Consider the following 17,247-nt stretch of genomic DNA (forward strand, 5'->3'; position numbering starts at 1 on the left):
CTTGGCCACTGGACGGGGGCCACCGCGGGGATCGAGTGATAAGGGGACGGCTGCTGTCCCGGTGGATGCTATCGGGACCAGGCGGTAGGTGGGCAAGCCGCCTGCTCGGGGAACTGTGCGCGGCTGTTCCGGTGTGCACCTGCTATGTGTACGACCGTAACCGGGGTCGGTCCGGTTCCCCAAGAGGTCGGAAGGCCTGCGTGACCCACGTCTCAGCGCCACGCGGGCGACACGAGGGTGTGCGGAAGCGGCCGCAGGGCGCGTACCTGCATAAATGCGCCCCACGGCCGCTTCCGGGCCACCGCACCGCCCCCCTCGGCTGACCAGGCCGGGTCGGCGCGGCGGAGGTCGTAGCGGGCCCGCACGCCCGCTCCGACCGTGACGGAGAGTTCCGGGTGCCGTCAGTCGGCGAGCTTGTACTCCTCGAGCAGGCGGCGGCCCACGATCATCTTCTGGATCTCCGCCGTTCCTTCACCGATCAGCAGCATCGGGGCCTCGCGGTAGAGGCGCTCGATCTCGTACTCCTTGGAGAAGCCGTAGCCGCCGTGGATGCGGAAGGCGTCCTCCACGACCTCCTTGCAGTACTCGGAGGCGAGGTACTTCGCCATGCCGGCCTCGAGGTCGTTGCGCTCGCCGCTGTCCTTCTTGCGGGCGGCCATCACCATCATCTGGTGGGCGGCCTCGACCTTGGTGGCCATCTCGGCGAGCTTGAACTGGATCGCCTGGTGCTCGGCGATCTTCTTGCCGAAGGTGGTGCGCTGCTGGGCGTAGGCGATGCCCAGCTCGAAGGCGCGGCGGGCGACACCGCAGCCGCGGGCGGCGACGTTGACGCGGCCGACCTCGACGCCGTCCATCATCTGGTAGAAGCCCTTGCCCGGGACGCCGCCGAGGATGCGGTCGGCCGGGATCCGGACGTCCTGCAGCACCAGCTCGGTGGTGTCGACGCCCTTGTAGCCCATCTTCTCGATCTTGCCGGGCACGGTCAGGCCGGGAACCTTGGGGTTCGGGCCGAAACCGGCCTCCTTCTCGATCAGGAAGGTGGTCATGTTCCGGTACGGGGTGTTGCCGCCCTCGTCGGTCTTGCACAGGACCGCCACCAGCGTGGAGGTGCCGCCGTTGGTCAGCCACATCTTCTGGCCGTTGAGGACGTAGAAGTCACCGTCCTTGACGCCCTTGGTGGAGATCGCCGCCACGTCGGAGCCGAGGGCCGGCTCGGACATCGAGAAGGCGCCGCGGATCTCGCCGGCCGCCATCCGGGGCAGGAAGTAGTCCTTCTGCTCCTGGGTGCCGTGCGCGTTGATCATGTGCGCCACGATGAAGTGGGTGTTGACGATGCCGGAGACGGACATCCAGCCGCGGGCGATCTCCTCGACCACCAGGGCGTAGGTGAGCAGCGACTCGCCGAGGCCGCCGTACTCCTCGGGGATGGTCAGACCGAACAGGCCGAGCTGCTTCATGCCCTCGACGATGGCGGTCGGGTACTCGTCCTTGTGCTCCAGCTCGGTCGCGACCGGGATGATCTCCTTGTCGACGAAGTCCCGCACGGTGGCGAGGATGTCCCGCTGGATCTCGGTGAGGCCGTCGGTCTGTGCGAGGCGTCCCATCGCGCGGCTCCCTATCTGAAGGCTGAGGGTGGGGGAGAAAGAAGTCTGTGACGGGGGCCCTGCCGGCGTGGCTGCGGCAGCAGGGCCCCCGTGGCCGGGTTCGGGGTCGGCCGATGACGGCGGCCTGCCCGTCCGGGGTCAGGGGTGGCTACGCGAGCGGCTCGGGGCGACCGGGCTGGTCGCCGCCGCGCTCCTTGAGGTACTGCTCGGTCGGCACCATCACCTTGCGGCGGAAGATGCAGACGACCGTGCCGTCCTGCTTGTAGCCCTTGGTCTCGACGTAGACGATGCCGCGGTCGGGCTTCGAGGTCATGTTCTTGTCGAGGACCGTGGTCTCGCCGTAGATGGTGTCGCCGTGGAAGGTCGGCGCGATGTGGCGCAGCGACTCGATCTCCAGGTTGGCGAGCGCCTTGCCGGACACGTCCTCGACGCTCATGCCGAGCAGCAGCGAGTAGATGTAGTTGCCGACCACGACGTTCTGGCCCTGCACGGTGGTGGTCGCGTAGTTGGCGTCCATGTGCAGCGGGTGGTGGTTCATGGTGAGCAGGCAGAAGAGGTGGTCGTCGTACTCGGTGACCGTCTTGCCGGGCCAGTGCTTGTAGATGGCACCGACCTCGAACTCCTCGTAGGTGCGTCCGAACTGCATGGCTCAGCTCTCCGGGATCTCGAACTTGGTGGTGCGCTCCATGCCGGCGGCCCGGCCCTTGCCGGCGATGACCAGGGCCATCTTGCGGCTGGCCTCGTCGATCATCTCGTCGCCGAGCATCGCGGAGCCCTTGGCGCCGCCGGCCTCCGAGGTGCACCAGTCGTAGGCGTCCAGGATCAGCTCGGCGTGGTCGTAGTCCTCCTGCGAGGGCGAGAAGATCTCGTTCGCGGCGGCGACCTGGTCCGGGTGGAGCACCCACTTGCCGTCGAAGCCGAGCGCGGCGGCGCGGCGGGCGACCGCCTTGTAGCCCTCCTGGTTGCGGATCTGCAGGTAGGGGCCGTCGATCGCCTGCAGGTCGTTGGCGCGGGCGGCCATCAGGATGCGCATCAGGATGTAGTGGTAGGCGTCGGCGTCGTAGCCGGGCGGCTGCTCGCCGACCACCAGGGACTTCATGTTGATCGAGGCCATGAAGTCGGCCGGGCCGAAGATGATGGTCTCCAGCCGGGGCGAGGCCTCGGCGATCGCGTCGACGTTGATCAGGCCCTTGGCGTTCTCGATCTGCGCCTCGATGCCGATCTTGCCGACCTCGAAGCCCATGGTCTTCTCGATCTGGGTGAGCAGCAGGTCGAGCGCCTTGACCTGCTCCGCGGTCTGCACCTTCGGCAGCATGATGCAGTCGAGGTTCGGGCCGGCGCCCTCGACGACGGTGATCACGTCGCGGTAGGTCCAGTGGGTGGTCCAGTCGTTGACCCGGACGACCTTGGTCTTGTTGCCCCAGTCGCCGTTGTTCAGCGCGTCCACGATGTTGTGGCGGGCGCTCTCCTTGACCAGCGGGGCGCAGGCGTCCTCCAGGTCGAGGAAGACCTGGTCGGCCGGGAGGCCCTGGGCCTTCTCCAGGAAGCGCGGGTTGCTGCCCGGTACGGCGAGGCAGGAACGGCGGGGCCGCAGGCGGTTGACGGTCATGTGCGGTGGGGTTCCTTCCGGGGGGTCAGCTGGTCGCGCTGGTCGTGGTCGCGGCCCAAGGCTGGAGCCTGTTGGCGAGCCGGATCTCGTCCACGATCCGGCCGATGATGGTCGTGATACCGAAGTCCTTCGGGGTGAAGACCGCGGCGACACCGCCGGCCTTGAGGGCCTCGGCGTCCGCAGCGGGGATGATGCCTCCGACGATCACGGGCACATCCTCCACCCCGGCGCGGCGCAGCCGCTGTATGACGTCCGGCACAAGCTCGGGGTGGGCGCCGGAGAGGATCGACAGGCCCACGCAGTGGACGTCCTCCGCGACGGCCGCGGAGACGATCTGTTCGGGCGTCAGCCGGATGCCCTGGTAGACCACCTCGAACCCGGCGTCGCGGGCCCGGACGGCGATCTGCTCGGCGCCGTTGGAGTGGCCGTCCAGGCCGGGCTTGCCGACCAGCAGGCGCAGCTTGCCGGTACCGAGCTCCGCGGCGGTCGCGGCGACCGCCTCGCGGACCTGGGCCAGCTCGCCGCCCGGCTCGGCCGCCACGGCGACCGGGGCGCCGCCGACGCCGGTGGGGGCGCGGTACTCGCCGAACACCTCGCGCAGGGCGAAGGACCACTCGCCGGTGGTCACCCCGGCGCGGGCACAGACGAGGGTGGCCGCCATCAGGTTCTCGTCGGTCGCGGCGACCGCCTTGAGCTCGGCCAGCGCCTGCTGGGCGGCGGCCTCGTCGCGCTCGCCGCGCCACTTCTCCAGCGAGGCGAGCACCGAGCGCTCGGAGGCCGGGTCGACCACCATGATGGCGTCGTCGAGGTTGGCCGTGAGCGGGCTGACCTCGGTGGTGTCGAAGCAGTTGACGCCGACGATCTTGTCCTGGCCGGCCTCGATCCGGGCCCGGCGCTCGGCGTGCGAGGCGACCAGGTTGGACTTCAGGTAGCCGGACTCGACGGCCGGGATGACCCCGCCCATCTCCAGCACCTTGGCGATCTCCGCCTCGGCGCCCTCCAGCAGCTCCCGGGTCTTGGCCTCGACCACGTGCGAGCCGTTGAAGATGTCGCCGTACTCCAGCAGGTCCGACTCGTAGGCCAGCACCTGCTGGATCCGCAGCGACCACTGCTGGTCCCACGGGCGGGGCAGGCCGAGCGCCTCGTTCCACGCGGGCAGCTGGACGGCGCGGGCGCGGGCGTCCTTGGACAGCGTGACGGCGAGCATCTCCAGCACGATGCGCTGGACGTTGTTCTCCGGCTGGGCCTCGGTCAGGCCGAGCGAGTTGACCTGCACGCCGTAGCGGAACCGGCGCTGCTTGGCGTCCTCGATGCCGTACCGCTCGCGGGTGACCTTCTCCCAGAGCAGGTTGAAGGCCCGCATCTTGCACATCTCCTCGACGAAGCGGACGCCCGCGTTCACGAAGAAGGAGATGCGGGCGACCACCTCGCCCATCCGCTCGGCCGGCACCTGGCCGGAGTCGCGGACGGCGTCCAGCACGGCGATCGCGGTGCACATCGAGTACGCGATCTCCTGGACCGGGGTGGCCCCGGCCTCCTGGAGGTGGTAGCTGCAGATGTTGATCGGGTTCCACTTGGGGATGTTGCCGACCGTGTAGGCGATCATGTCGGTGATCAGCCGGACCGACGGCCCCGGCGGGAAGACGTGCGTCCCGCGCGAGAGGTACTCCTTGACGATGTCGTTCTGGGTGGTGCCGGTGAGCTTGGCGATGTCCGCGCCCTGCTCCTCGGCGACCACCTGGTAGAGCGCCAGCAGCCACATCGCGGTGGCGTTGATCGTCATGGAGGTGTTGGTCTGCTCGAGCGGGATGCCGTCGAACAGGGTGCGCATGTCGCCGACGTGCCCGACCGGCACGCCGACCCGGCCGACCTCGCCGCGGGCGAGGACGTGGTCGGAGTCGTACCCGGTCTGGGTCGGCAGGTCGAACGCCACCGACAGACCGGTCTGACCCTTCGCCAGGTTCCGCCGGTAGAGCGCGTTGGAGTCGCTCGCGGTGGAGTGTCCGGCGTAGGTCCGCATCAACCACGGACGGTCACGGTCGGCCATGTCAGATGTCCCGGAAGCGGTTGATCGCCGGCAGGTGCTTGGCGCGCAGCTCGTGGTCGCGGACGCCCATGCCCTCCTGGGGCGCCAGGCAGAGCACGCCGACCTTGCCCTGGTGCTTGTTCTGGTGCACGTCGAGGGCGGCCTGGCCGGTCTCCTCCAGGGAGTAGACCTTGGACAGGGTCGGGTGGATCTTGCCCTTGGCGACCAGGCGGTTGGCCTCGAACGCCTCGCGGTAGTTGGCGAAGTGCGAACCGACGATGCGCTTCAGCGACATCCACAGGTAGCGGTTGTCGTACTGGTGCATGAAGCCGGAGGTCGAGGCGCAGGTGACGATGGTGCCGCCCTTGCGGGTGACGTAGACCGACGCGCCGAAGGTCTCGCGGCCCGGGTGCTCGAAGACGATGTCGACGTCCTCGCCGCCGGTGAACTCGCGGATCTTGGAGCCCAGGCGCTTCCACTCGCGCGGGTCCTGGTTGTTCTCGTCCTTCCAGAACTTGTACCCCTCGGCGGAGCGGTCGATGATCGCCTCGGCGCCCATGGCGCGGCAGATCTCGGCCTTGGCCTCGCTGGAGACCACGCAGATCGGGGTGGCGCCGCCGGCCAGCGCGTACTGCGTGGCGTAGGAGCCGAGGCCGCCGCTGGCGCCCCAGATCAGCACGTTGTCGCCCTGCTTCATGCCGGCGCCGTTCTGCGACACCAGCTGGCGGTAGGCGGTGGAGTTGACCAGGCCCGGGGAGGCGGCCTCCTCCCAGGTGAGGTGCTTCGGCTTGGGCAGCAGCTGGTTGGTCTTCACCAGGGCGATCTGGGCCAGGCCGCCGAAGTTGGTCTCGAAGCCCCAGATGCGCTGCTCCGGGTCCATCATCGTGTCGTTGTGGCCGTCCGGGGACTCCAGCTCGACCGAGAGGCAGTGCGCGACGACCTCGTCGCCCGGCTTCCAGGCGTTGACGCCGGCGCCGGTGCGCAGCACGACGCCCGCGAGGTCCGAGCCGAGGATGTGGTACGGCAGGTCGTGGCGCTTGGTCAGCGGCGACAGGCGGCCGTAGCGCTCCAGGAAGCCGAAGGTGGAGACCGGCTCGAAGATCGAGCTCCACACGGTGTTGTAGTTGACGGAGCTCGCCATGACGGCGACCAGGGCCTCGCCCGGGCCGAGCTCCGGCAGCGCCACGTCGTCCAGGTGGAGCGACTTGCGCGGGTCCTTGTCGCGGCTGGCGAGGCCGGCGAACATCTGCTCCTCGTCCTTGTGGAGCGTCACGGCCCGGTAGGACTCGGGCAGCGCGATGTTGGCGAAGTCAGCCGACGTGGCGTCGGTGCTGAGGATCGCGTCGAGAATTTCCTGCATGGCTGCCTCCGAAGGCGTACCTGTGTGAGGGGCACAGGGCGTCTGGGGGAGCCGGGAGCGGACACCGGCTTCGCTGAATGGCTGTGGGTGGGACGGGCTGTGAGGTGCGACGGATGGTGGGTCGCGCGAGGTGGTGCTGGTGGTGCTCGTCCCCGCGGTGTGGGGACGCCGGACGCGGCGCGCCGAGGTGGGGAGCCGCGGCGCCGCGACTGGTGGGTAACAAGGTAATGGCACGCTGTGCCACTCGTAAAGACACCGGGTGTCATCAGTTCGAGTGAGCCGGACCACTGTTCGGGCCCGGCTCGCCGGACATGCCGAAGGCCCGCCCCCGGAAACCGGGAGCGGGCCTTCGAATCGTTCCTGACCTGCGGAAACCGCCTGCGTTAGCCAGCCGGGCGACCGGCCAGCGCGGCCCGGATCTGGTCGACCACCAGATCCAGCGGTGCGTCCGTCCGGGCGACTGTGATGAGCACCTCACCGCCCGGGCTGGCACTCAGTGCGCTCACCGCCGCCGCCTCGAGTGGTGACCCTGAGTCACTCGTGGCACCCGGTGCCACCGGAGTGCCGCGCCGTCTCGCGCCGCTCGGCGGGGTCGGCCAGAAGGTCCCGCGGATCACGTCGAAGGAGTGGTCCAGCTGCGCCTCCACGTCGCCGTGCCCGCCGGCCCGCAGCCAGCGCCGCAGCACGTGGTTGTGGGCCGCGACCACCGCCGCCGCCGACACCTCGGCCAGCATCGAGTCGTCGTCCCCGCCGCGCTGCCAGCCCGGCGGGGTCTCCTCGGCCGCGTCGAACCGGCCCAGCAGGTACCGGGTGAACAGCCGCTCGTAGCGGGCCACCACCGCGATCTCCCGCTCGCGCAGCGCCGGCACCTGCCGGATCAGCTGGTAGCGGGCCACCGAGACGCCCGGCGTGGAGGCGTACATCCGGAGCACCTCCTTGATGCCCCGGCACACCACGTCCAGCGGGTGCTCCTCCGGCTCGGCGCTGGCCAGCAGGTCGGCCACCCGCACCAGGGTGTCGTCGTGGTCCGGGAAGATCGCCTCCTCCTTGGACCGGAAGTACCGGAAGAAGGTCCGCCGGGCCACCCCGGCGGCCGCGGCGATCTGATCGACCGTCGTCTCCTCGTACCCCTGCGTCGCGAACAGCTCCATCGCCGCCGTCGCCAGGTCCTGGCGCATCTGCTGGCGCTGCGCCGCCGCCCGGCGGCCGCCCGGACCGCCTTCCGCCGCCGGCCGGGCCGGCTCGGACCGTTCCTGGGACGGCTGCTGCTCCGCGATTGAGGTGTGGCGCTCCATGCTCGGAACGCTACACGCACCCGGGGCCGCCGCCGCAGGCCTGGCCCGCCGCACCGGCGCCGCCGGCGGGACCACCGCCGGGCGCGGCCACCGCGAGGACACCGCGCCGCCGCCCCACGCGGTCCGCTGCTGCGGGTTGACGCCCGGCTGCGGGCCGATCGGTCGCCCGGTCATCGGCGTGCGTGGTCGCGGAAGCCCCGGCCACTCTTGCGGCCCAGGCAGCCGGCCGCCACCAGGTGCTCCAGCAGCGGCGCCGCCGCCAGACCCGGCTCGCGGAACTCCTGGTGGAGCACCTGCTCGATGGTCAGCGAGACGTCCAGGCCGACCACGTCCAGCAGCTCGAACGGACCCATCGGGTAGCCGCAGCCCAGCTTCATCGCGGTGTCGATGTCGTCCACCGTCGCGTAGTGCTCCTGCAGCATCCGCACCGCGTCGTTCAGGTACGGGAACAGCAGCGCGTTGACGATGAAGCCGGCTCGGTCGCCGCACTCCACCGGGTGCTTCTTCACCTTCGCGCACAGCTCCAGCACGGTCGAGGTGACGTCCTCGGCGGTCAGCACGGTGGAGACCACCTCGACCAGCTTCATGGCCGGCGCCGGGTTGAAGAAGTGCATGCCGATCACGTCCTGCGGCCGCGAGGTCGCGGTCGCGCAGCTGATCACCGGCAGCGAGGAGGTGGTGGTGGCCAGCACCGCACCCGGCTTGACGATCTTGTCCAGGGCGGCGAACAGGTCCCGCTTGACCCCCAGGTCCTCGGCCACCGCCTCGACCACCAGGTCCACCTCGGCCAGGTCGGCGTACGTGCCGGTCGCGGTGACCAGCGCCAGCGCCGCGTCCCGGGCCTCCTCGGTCAGCCGGCCCTTGGCCACCGAGCGCTCCAGCGACTTCGCCAGCTGCGCCTTGGCCTTCTCCGCCTTCTCCTGGCTGCGGGCGGCCAGGAACACCTGGTACCCCGCCTTGGCGAACACCTCGACGATGCCGGTCGCCATCGTGCCGCTGCCGCACACGCCGACGCTGTGCACCTCGCGGCCGGCCACCCGTCCGCTGCCGCCGGCGGAGGCCTCGGCCACCACCTTGGACGAGCCCGGGGCCTCGTACGTGTAGAAGCCGCGGCCCGACTTGCGGCCCAGCAGGCCCGCCGCCACCAGCTGGCCGAGGATCGGCGCCGGGGCGTGCAGCCGGTCCCGCGACTGCTCGTACATCGCCTCCAGGACGGTCCGGGCGGTGTCGACGCCGATCAGGTCCAGCAGTGCGAGCGGGCCCATCGGCAGGCCGCAGCCCAGCCGCATCGCCGCGTCGATGTCCTCCCGGCTGGCGTACTTCGACTCGAACATCGCCGCGGCCTGGTTCAGGTACGCGAACAGCAGGCCGTTGACGATGAAGCCCGGCCGGTCACCGGCCGCCACCGGCTCCTTGCCGAGGCTGCGGGCGAACTCCGCGACGTCCGCGGCCGCCTGCGGGGCCGTCAGCACCGTGCGGACCACCTCGACCAGCTTCATGCTGTGCACCGGGTTGAAGAAGTGCACGCCCAGCACCCGCTCCGGGCGGGCCGTCGCGGCGGCGATCCGGGTCACGCTGAGCGCGGTGGTACCGGTCGCCAGCACCGTCTCCGGCGGGCAGATCCGGTCCAGCTCGGCGAAGATCTCCCGCTTCAGCTCCAGCTGCTCCGGGACCTCCTCGATCACCAGGTCCGCCTCGGCGGCCCGGCCGAGGTCGTGGCCGACCGAGATCAGCGCCAGCAGGGCGGTCCGCATCTCGGCCGTCAGCCGCTCGCGCTCCACCGCCCGCGCGGTCGCCTCCTCGATCCGGGCCAGCGCCCGGGCCGCCTGGTCCGGCCCGGCCTCGATGCCGATCACCCGCCGGCCGCTCCTGGCCACCGCGACGGCGATACCCGCACCCATGGTGCCGAGGCCGACGACAGCGACAGTGGGGAAGGGACGCTCCATGGTCCAGACTCCTTGTGTCATGGGCCCGCGCCGCGCTCCCGCACGGCCGGGCGCGCGCTCGACGGACGGCGAGCGGGCTGGATCCGGGTGTGCGGGAGGAGGGTCCGACGGCGCGGGACGGAAGGGAAGACGGTGCGCGGCACACCGGGCGGCGACCGGTCCGCTCCGGTCCTGCCGCGGGTGTGCCGTGGTGCGTTGACGCGCTGAAGAAGACGTGAAGCGACGCTGACGCTGACGTACGGCGCTGAAGTGAAGAAGCACCGGGGCGGCCGACGGTTGACACGGCCACGCGCCCGCCGGTGCGGCTCCCGAGGCCCGGCGGTGGTGCGTGCGGTCACTGTAGCGGAGTTACCCGCCAGTAGGAAGGGTGCAATCTGTCAGGTCCGCCCGCTCGGGTTTCCGCTGTGGAAAGTGGAAAGCCGACAGCCCCCGGCCGGGTGGGCCGGGGGCTGTCGGGTGGTGCGGGTGTCGTCAGTGGGCCATGACGGGGACGGCGTCCTCGATGTTGCCCTCGGCGACGGTGTGGGGCTGCGGGCGGCCGGCGTTGATCAGGGTGAAGGCGACCAGGCCGGCCGTGATCAGGATCCCGAAGGACCACCAGATGGCGGTGGTGTAGCTGTGCACCATGGCCTGCGCCTGGACCAGCTTCTCGGGGCCGGTGTGGTGCGAGGTCAGGTACGCGGTGAACGCGCTGGTGGCGATGGTGTTGAGGAGGGCGGTGCCGATCGCGCCGCCGACCTGCTGGGAGGTGTTGACCATCGCGGAGGCGACACCGGCGTCCCGCGGTTCGACGCCGTAGGTGGCCAGGCTCATCGCGGGCATGAACGCGGTACCCATGCCGAGGCCCATCAGGACCAGGCCCGGCAGGATCGCCCAGTACGAGGTGTTCAGGTCGATCTGGGTGAGGATGAGCATGCCGAGCGAGGCGACCAGGAAGCCGGGCGCCATCAGGTAGCGCGCGGGCATCCGGGTCATCAGGCGGGCGCCGATCTGGGTGGAGCCGGTGATCATGCCGGCGACCATCGGCAGGAAGGCCAGGCCGGTCTTGACCGGCGAGTACCCCAGGACCACCTGCATGTAGTAGGTGAGGAAGAGGAACAGGCCGAACATGCCGATCACGGCGAGGCCGAGCGAGGCGTAGACACCGCCGCGGTTGCGGTTCAGGACGACGCGCAGGGGCAGAAGCGGGGCCTTGACCCGGCTCTCGACGAAGACGAAGGAGGCGAGCAGCACGGCGGCGGCGACGAACAGGCCGATGGTGACGCCGGAGGACCAGCCGTCCGACTCGGCGCGGGTGAAGCCGTACACCAGAGAGACCAGGCCGGTGGTGACCAGCAGGACGCCCGGGACGTCGAGGCGGCTGCGGTTGCGGCCCTCGGCGGGCTCGCGGATGACCAGGATCGCGCCCAGGATGGCGACCACGGCGAACGGGATGTTGACGTAGAAGGTCCAGCGCCAGTTCATGTACTCGGTGAGCAGACCGCCCAGGATCAGGCCGATCGCGCCACCGCCACCGGCAATCGCGCCGTAGATGCCGAAGGCCTTGGCACGCTCCTTGCCGTCGGTGAACATCACCGCGAGCAGCGACAGGGCGGCAGGGGCGAGCAGGGCGCCGAAGACGCCCTGGAGGGCGCGGGCGCCGAGCAGCATCGCGGTGTTGGCGGCGGCGCCGCCGAGCGCGGAGGCCAGGGCGAAGCCGCCGAGGCCCACCAGGAAGGTGCGGCGGCGGCCCCACAGGTCGGCGATCCGGCCGCCGAACAGCAGGAGTCCGCCGAAGGCCAGCGCGTAGGCGGTGATCACCCACTGGCGGTTGCCGTCGGAGATGCCGAGGTCCTGCTGGGCGGACGGGAGCGCGATGTTCACCACGGTCGCGTCGAGGACGACCATCAGCTGAGCCAGGCCGATGAAGATCAGCGCCTTCCATCGGCGCGGATCGGGCTGGAGGGCGTTCAGAGACACAGGGGTACCCACTTGTGTGTGCGAGAGCGTACGAAGATCAGGGGTGGAGCGGGGTCAGACGCGCTTCTTGAGGTCGTCCAGGGTGGCGGGGCGGCCGGGCAGTTCGGATCGGGCAGGGTTGCGCAGGCCGTCCAGGAACAGCTGGAGGTGACGGTGCACGAACTGGTCGAGGTCCGGGCAGGCGGTGCCGGGAAGCGGTCGGGTGAGCTGGGTGATCGCGATGATGACGTCGCCGGTGCCGACGTCGGCGCGGAGCAGGCCGTCGGCGTGGGCGCGGGCGATCAGGTCGTTGGTGACCTGTTCCAGGCGCACCCGGGAGGCCTCCAGTTCGGGGTCGTCGGGGTCGAAGTGGTCGGAGAGCAGCGGGCAGAGCGCGCCGATCCGCTCGTCGGCCGACGCGTGGACGAAGCGGACCAGCGCGGCGAAGGAGTCGGGCTCCTCGGCCGTGGCGGCCTCGGCGTGTTCGATCACGCGGGCGATCACGGAGAGGGCGACCTGGTGGATCAGCGTCCTGCGGTCGGCGAAGTTCCGGTACAGCGTCGCATTGCCGACCCCGGCCCGGCGAGCGATTTCGTCGAGCGGAGCGAGCGCGCCGTGCTCGACGAACGCCTCCCGGGCGGCGGTGATGATCCGCGCGCGGTTGCGGGTGGCGTCCGCCCGCTGCTTGGGCGCCGGACCGGCGCCAAGTGCGGTGGTCACGGTGCTCACTCCCTCTCAGCATACCGGGGACTTGTTCCCCACTTCGACCGACGCAGGGGTAAACGGGGAATCTGTCCCCGGAAATTTCCTGCGCGAATGTGACCTGCGTCACATCGTCGAATGCGGTGGACCCGATCGGAGCGGGCACCGATGATCGGGTCCGCGGGGGCCGCCGGCTCCTAGCGTGGTGCTCACCAAGGAAGGGGACCGGACGTGCTCGACCGGCTGAACGAGGTCATGGACCACATCGAGGGCCGGCTGGCGGGAACGGTCGATCCGGCGGAGCTGGCGCGGACCGCGCTGACCTCCGAGTACCACCTGCGGCGGATGTTCTCGGCGCTCGCCGGGATGCCGCTGTCGGAGTACGTGCGCCGCCGGCGGATGACCGTGGCGGGGGCCGAGGTGCTCGCAGGCGAGCGTACCCTGCTCGACATCGCGGTGCGGTACGGCTACGGATCGGCCGAGGCGTTCGGGCGGGCGTTCCGCTCGGTGCACGGGATCGGCGCCGGCGAAGCCCGCCGGACCTCGGCCGCGCTCACCGCGCAGCCCCGGCTCTCCTTCCGTCTCACCGTCGAAGGGAGCACCACCATGCGGTACCGCATCGTCGAGAAGCCCGCATTCACCGTCGCCGGCCGCAGGGGCCGGGTGCCGATGATCCACGAAGGGGTCAACCCGCACATCGCCGACCTGATCCGGAGCATCCCGCCGGAGACCGTCGGACGGATCGCGGCCCTCTCCGACCAGCAGCCGCAGGGCATCGTGCAGGCCGTCGTCCACCTCACCGACAGCCGCGAGGAGGGGGTCGAACTCGACTACTACCACGCGGTGTTGACCGGTGGGCCGGTGCCGGAGGACCTGGACGCGCTGCCCGTCCCGGCCGGCAGCTGGGCGGTGTTCGAGAACAGCGGCCCGTTCCCGCAGGCGCTGCAGCACCTGTGGCGGGACGTGTTCACCCAGTGGTTCCCGTCCAACCCGTACGAGAGCCGCCCCGGGCCGGAGATCCTGCGGGTCGCCGCCTCGGCGGACGGGACGGGGGCCGACGCGGAGCTGTGGATCCCGGTGCAGCGGACGGACCGGGGTATCTGAAATCCGGCCCCGGCCGGACCGGGGTCGGCGAGGATGGGCTCCCCGGTGCACCACCGGGGAGCCCGCCCCGGCTGTACTCCGTCCGACCTCGAAGGAGCCAGCGATGAGCACCACCATGACCGCCGCCGTCCTCGACGCCCCCGGCCCGGCCGACAGCCTGCGGCTGCGCCGGCTGCCGGTGCCCGAGCCGGCGCCCGGCTGGGTGCGGATCAAGGTCGAGGCGTTCGGCCTGAACCGCTCCGAGCTGCACACCCGGCTCGGCCTCGCCCAGGGCGTGACCTTCCCCCGGGTGCTCGGCATCGAGGCCACCGGCACCGTGGACGCCGACCCGGACGGCGTCCTGCCGGCCGGGCAGCAGGTGGTGGCGATGATGGGCGGCATGGGCCGCACCTTCGACGGCGGCTACGCCGAGTACACCGTGGTGCCGCGCACCCAGGTGATCCCGTTCCGCTCCGAGCTGCCCTGGGAGACCCTCGGCGCCGTCCCGGAGACCCTGCAGACCGCGTACGGCTCGCTCACCACCGGCCTCGACCTGCGGCCCGGCCAGTCGCTGCTGATCCGCGGCGGCACCTCGGCGCTCGGGCTGGCCGCCACCACCCTGGCCAAGGACCTCGGTGCCACCGTCCTCGCCACCACCCGCGACCCCGAGCGGCTGAAGGCGCTGGCCGAGCACGGTGTCGACCACCCGCTGCTCGACGACGGCGGGGTCGCCGCCCGGGTCCGGGAGATCCTGCCCGAGGGCGTGGACGCCGGCCTCGAACTGGTCGGCACCCCCACCCTCCCGGACACCCTCGCCGCCACCCGGGTCCACGGCACGGTCTGCTTCACCGGGATGCTCTCCAACCGGTGGACGGTGCCGGACTTCTACCCGATCGGCTACCTCCCCCGCGGGGTGCGGCTGGCCGCCTACTCCGGCGACGCCGCCGACCTCCCCGCCGAGGTGCTCCAGCGCCACCTGGACCGGATCGCCGCCGGCGAGATCACCCTCGGCCCGGTCCACGCCTACCCGCTGGCCGACATCCAGCAGGCCCACCGCGACCTCGAGGACGGCCGGCACGTCGGCAAGCTGGTCGGCCGCACCGGCTGAGCCCGGCCCGGAGACCCCGCGCGCCGGCACCCCGTCCGCCCGGGCCCTGTCGGCGGGGACCCCTTCCACGGGGACCCCGCCCGCCGCTCGGACGAGTGAACTGCCCGGCCCGGCGGGGTGATCCGGGCCGCGCCGCCGGGCAGCATGGAGACATGACCACCGCAGACAGCCGTGCCGAGCGAGCCGCCCGAGCCCGGGTGGCCGCCACCCGGATCGAGGCCGAGGGCGTGGACGGGGTGGTGCTCGGCTGGGTCGACAACGCCGGCGTCGGACGGGTGAAAGCCGTCCCCGTCCGGCAGTTGGAGCACGCCGCCGCGTGGGGCGTCGGCGCCTCCCCCTGCTTCGACCACTTCCTGGTGGACGACGGGATGGCCCCCGGCGGCGGACCGCTCGGCGATCTGCGCCTGGTGCCGGACCTCGCCGCGCTCACCCGGCTCGCCGCCCAGCCCGGCTGGGCGTGGGCACCGGTCGACCGCTACGCGCAGGACGGCACCCCGCACCCCGGCTGCCAACGCCTCTTCGCCCGACGGATGGTGGAGGCGGTCGAACAGCGCGGGCTGAGCGTGCGGGCCGGCATCGAGGTCGAGTGGGTGGTGAACGGCGGCGGCGAAGGGCCCGCGTACGGGATGCGGCGGCTGATCGGCTCCTCCGACTACCTGCGCGACGTCCTGCGCGCGCTCCACGAGCAGCACCTCGACGTGCTGCAGCTCCACCCCGAGTACACCACCGGCCAGTTCGAGGTCTCGGTGGCCGCGGCCGGACCGCTGCGCGCCGCCGACGACGCGCTGCTGGTCCGGCACACCGTCCAGGCGGTGTCCGCCCGCCACGGGCTGGACGCCTCCTTCGCCCCCGCGGTCGCCCCCGGCGGCGTCGGCAACGGCGCCCACCTGCACCTCAGCCTCTGGCGCGACGGCCACAACCTCGGCCACGGCGGACTCGGACCGCACGGCCTGACCCGGGAGGCCGAGGCCTTCCTCGCCGGGGTGCTCGCCGAACTCCCCGCCCTGCTCGCCCTCGGCGCCCCCTCGGTGGCCAGCTACCTGCGGCTGGTGCCCGGCCGCTGGAGCGGGCCGTACCGCTGCTGGGGCCTGGAGAACCGGGAGGCCGCACTGCGGCTGATCACCGGCTCGACCGGCGAGCAGGCCAACGCCGAGGTCAAGTGCTTCGACGGCGCCGCCAACCCCTACCTCGCGGTCGGCGGCGTGCTCGCCGCCGGACTGGCCGGCCTGGACGGCGCGCTGCGCCTGCCACCGGAGGTGCCCGACGACCCGACCGGCTCCACCGCGGTCGAGCGGCTGCCCGACAGCCTCGACCAGGCGGTGAAGGCGTTCCGCGGCTCCGAGGTGCTGCGCGCAGCGCTCGGCGAGGAGCTGCACGCGGCGGTGCTGGCCGTCCGCGAGGCCGAGATCGCCCTCTTCGCGGGCCGCACCGACGAGGAGATCATCGACGCGACGCGCCGGCGCTACTGATCAGGGGGCCGGATGATGATCGACCAGCACTGCCACAGCGTGGTCGCCGGAGAGGTGGACGACGACGCCTTCGCCGCCCTGCTCACCGAGTCCGACCGGCCGCCCGCCCCGGGCACCACCCCCTGGGACAGCGCGCTGGGGCTCGCCGTCCGCCGCTGGTGCCCGCCGGCCCTGGGCCTGCCGGCCCACGCCGGGCCGGCCGACTACCTGGCCCGGCGCCGCGAACTCGGCGCGGCCGCCGCCACCCGCACCCTGCTCCGGGCCGCCGGGCTCACCACCCTGCTGGTCGACACCGGCCTGACCGAGGCCGCCGGGCATCCGCTGCTCCCGCTCGCCGACCTCGGCAGCGCCGCCGGGGCCGCCACCGGCGAGGTGGTCCGGCTGGAGTGGGTCGCCGAGCAGGCGGCCCGCGGCGCGGTCAGCGCCGCCGGCTGGCTCGCCACCGTCGGCGATGCGCTGCGCTCCGCCGCCGGACGGGCCGTCGCGGTCAAGTCCGTCCTGGCCTACCGCTACGGCCTGGCCGTCCCGCCGGAGCCGCCCACCGACGCCGAGGTGCTGCGCGCCGCGGGGGAGTGGCTGCGCGGCCCGCGTACCCGGCTCGCCGACCCGGTGCTCGAACGCCACCTGCTCTGGAGCGCCCTCGACCTCGGCCTGCCGATCCAGCTGCACACCGGCTTCGGCGACCCCGACCTGCGCCTGGGGCAGGCCGATCCGGCGCTGCTGGTCGACTTCGTCCGCGCCGCCGAGCCCAGCGGCGTGCCGATCGTGCTGCTGCACTGCTACCCGTACCACCGCCAGGCGGCCTGGCTGGCCCAGGCGTTCCCACAGGTCTACGTGGACGTCGGGCTGACCCTCTCGTACACCGGGCCGCGGGCGGCGGCCGTGCTCGGCGAGGTGCTCGAACTGGCCCCGTTCGGCAAGGTGCTGTTCTCCACCGACGCGTACGGCCTGCCCGAGCTGTACCTGGTCGGCGCCGCCCAGTACCGGCACGCCCTGGCCGCGCTGCTGGGCGAGTGGCAGCGCGACGGGGCGTGCACGGCGGCGGACGCGGAGCGGATCACCGGACTGGTCTCGGCCGGCAACGCCCGCCGCCTGTACGGCTGTTAG

Annotated in this window: 13 protein-coding genes; 4 read left to right on the forward strand and 9 right to left on the reverse strand. The window is 71.9% G+C overall.

The features are described from left to right. Nucleotides 1-401 precede the first annotated feature (401 nt). The 9 genes from FHR36_RS06130 to FHR36_RS06170 form a co-directional block, all read right to left on the reverse strand. Complete coding sequence (locus FHR36_RS06130) at nt 402-1,604, reverse strand: acyl-CoA dehydrogenase family protein (RefSeq protein WP_253794407.1); 1,203 nt, start codon at nt 1,602-1,604, stop codon at nt 402-404. Nucleotides 1,605-1,752: 148 nt separating this feature from the next. Further along, the gene (locus FHR36_RS06135; protein WP_253794409.1) at nt 1,753-2,250 is read right to left on the reverse strand and encodes a MaoC family dehydratase; all 498 of its coding nucleotides are present in this window, start codon (nt 2,248-2,250) and stop codon (nt 1,753-1,755) included. A gap of 3 nt (nt 2,251-2,253) precedes the next feature. After that, a complete protein-coding gene (locus tag FHR36_RS06140) occupies nt 2,254-3,213 on the reverse strand; it encodes an HpcH/HpaI aldolase/citrate lyase family protein (protein WP_253794411.1) in 960 nt (319 codons plus the stop codon). A gap of 25 nt (nt 3,214-3,238) precedes the next feature. Further along, nucleotides 3,239-5,260, reverse strand: a complete 2,022-nt coding sequence (locus tag FHR36_RS06145; RefSeq protein WP_253794413.1) for a protein meaA — start codon at nt 5,258-5,260, stop codon at nt 3,239-3,241. A 1-nt stretch (nt 5,261) separates the two neighbouring features. Next, entirely contained in the window at nt 5,262-6,599 is a 1,338-nt protein-coding gene (gene ccrA, locus FHR36_RS06150; protein ID WP_253794415.1) for a crotonyl-CoA carboxylase/reductase, read from the reverse strand. Between the two features lie 383 nt (nt 6,600-6,982). Further along, on the reverse strand, nt 6,983-7,894 hold the full coding sequence (locus FHR36_RS06155; protein ID WP_253794417.1) for a TetR family transcriptional regulator: 912 nt from the start codon (nt 7,892-7,894) through the stop codon (nt 6,983-6,985). A 170-nt stretch (nt 7,895-8,064) separates the two neighbouring features. Continuing rightward, nucleotides 8,065-9,840 (reverse strand): 3-hydroxyacyl-CoA dehydrogenase family protein, encoded by a 1,776-nt coding sequence (locus FHR36_RS06160; protein ID WP_253794419.1) that lies wholly within the window; start codon nt 9,838-9,840, stop codon nt 8,065-8,067. A gap of 471 nt (nt 9,841-10,311) precedes the next feature. Then, the gene (locus FHR36_RS06165; protein WP_253794421.1) at nt 10,312-11,799 is read right to left on the reverse strand and encodes an MFS transporter; all 1,488 of its coding nucleotides are present in this window, start codon (nt 11,797-11,799) and stop codon (nt 10,312-10,314) included. A gap of 54 nt (nt 11,800-11,853) precedes the next feature. Then, nucleotides 11,854-12,498, reverse strand: coding sequence for a TetR/AcrR family transcriptional regulator (locus FHR36_RS06170; protein ID WP_253794423.1), 645 nt, complete (start codon nt 12,496-12,498; stop codon nt 11,854-11,856). A gap of 213 nt (nt 12,499-12,711) precedes the next feature. Here FHR36_RS06170 and FHR36_RS06175 point away from each other — a divergent pair, with 213 nt between their 5' ends. The 4 genes from FHR36_RS06175 (at nt 12,712) to FHR36_RS06190 (ending at nt 17,247) form a co-directional block, all read left to right on the forward strand. Next, the gene (locus FHR36_RS06175; protein WP_253794425.1) at nt 12,712-13,584 is read left to right on the forward strand and encodes an AraC family transcriptional regulator; all 873 of its coding nucleotides are present in this window, start codon (nt 12,712-12,714) and stop codon (nt 13,582-13,584) included. 103 nt (nt 13,585-13,687) lie between these two features. After that, nucleotides 13,688-14,671 carry a zinc-binding dehydrogenase gene (locus FHR36_RS06180; RefSeq protein WP_253794427.1) on the forward strand — a complete coding sequence of 328 codons (984 nt, stop codon included), beginning with the start codon at nt 13,688-13,690 and terminating at the stop codon, nt 14,669-14,671. Between the two features lie 152 nt (nt 14,672-14,823). After that, nucleotides 14,824-16,140 (forward strand): type I glutamate--ammonia ligase, encoded by a 1,317-nt coding sequence (locus FHR36_RS06185; RefSeq protein ID WP_253794429.1) that lies wholly within the window; start codon nt 14,824-14,826, stop codon nt 16,138-16,140. Between the two features lie 12 nt (nt 16,141-16,152). Next, nucleotides 16,153-17,247, forward strand: coding sequence for an amidohydrolase family protein (locus FHR36_RS06190; RefSeq protein ID WP_253794431.1), 1,095 nt, complete (start codon nt 16,153-16,155; stop codon nt 17,245-17,247).

It is taken from the genome of Kitasatospora cinereorecta, from assembly GCF_024172095.1.
Lineage (GTDB): Bacteria > Actinomycetota > Actinomycetes > Streptomycetales > Streptomycetaceae > Kitasatospora > Kitasatospora cinereorecta.

Coding starts and splice junctions, on each gene's coding strand:
- ccrA (WP_253794415.1), bottom strand. CDS start 6,599: ATGCAGGAAATTCTCGACGCGATCCTCAGCACCGACGCCACGTCGGCT.
- FHR36_RS06180 (WP_253794427.1), top strand. CDS start 13,688: ATGAGCACCACCATGACCGCCGCCGTCCTCGACGCCCCCGGCCCGGCC.
- FHR36_RS06185 (WP_253794429.1), top strand. CDS start 14,824: ATGACCACCGCAGACAGCCGTGCCGAGCGAGCCGCCCGAGCCCGGGTG.
- FHR36_RS06160 (WP_253794419.1), bottom strand. CDS start 9,840: ATGGAGCGTCCCTTCCCCACTGTCGCTGTCGTCGGCCTCGGCACCATG.
- FHR36_RS06145 (WP_253794413.1), bottom strand. CDS start 5,260: ATGGCCGACCGTGACCGTCCGTGGTTGATGCGGACCTACGCCGGACAC.
- FHR36_RS06130 (WP_253794407.1), bottom strand. CDS start 1,604: ATGGGACGCCTCGCACAGACCGACGGCCTCACCGAGATCCAGCGGGAC.
- FHR36_RS06190 (WP_253794431.1), top strand. CDS start 16,153: ATGATGATCGACCAGCACTGCCACAGCGTGGTCGCCGGAGAGGTGGAC.
- FHR36_RS06155 (WP_253794417.1), bottom strand. CDS start 7,894: ATGGAGCGCCACACCTCAATCGCGGAGCAGCAGCCGTCCCAGGAACGG.
- FHR36_RS06140 (WP_253794411.1), bottom strand. CDS start 3,213: ATGACCGTCAACCGCCTGCGGCCCCGCCGTTCCTGCCTCGCCGTACCG.
- FHR36_RS06135 (WP_253794409.1), bottom strand. CDS start 2,250: ATGCAGTTCGGACGCACCTACGAGGAGTTCGAGGTCGGTGCCATCTAC.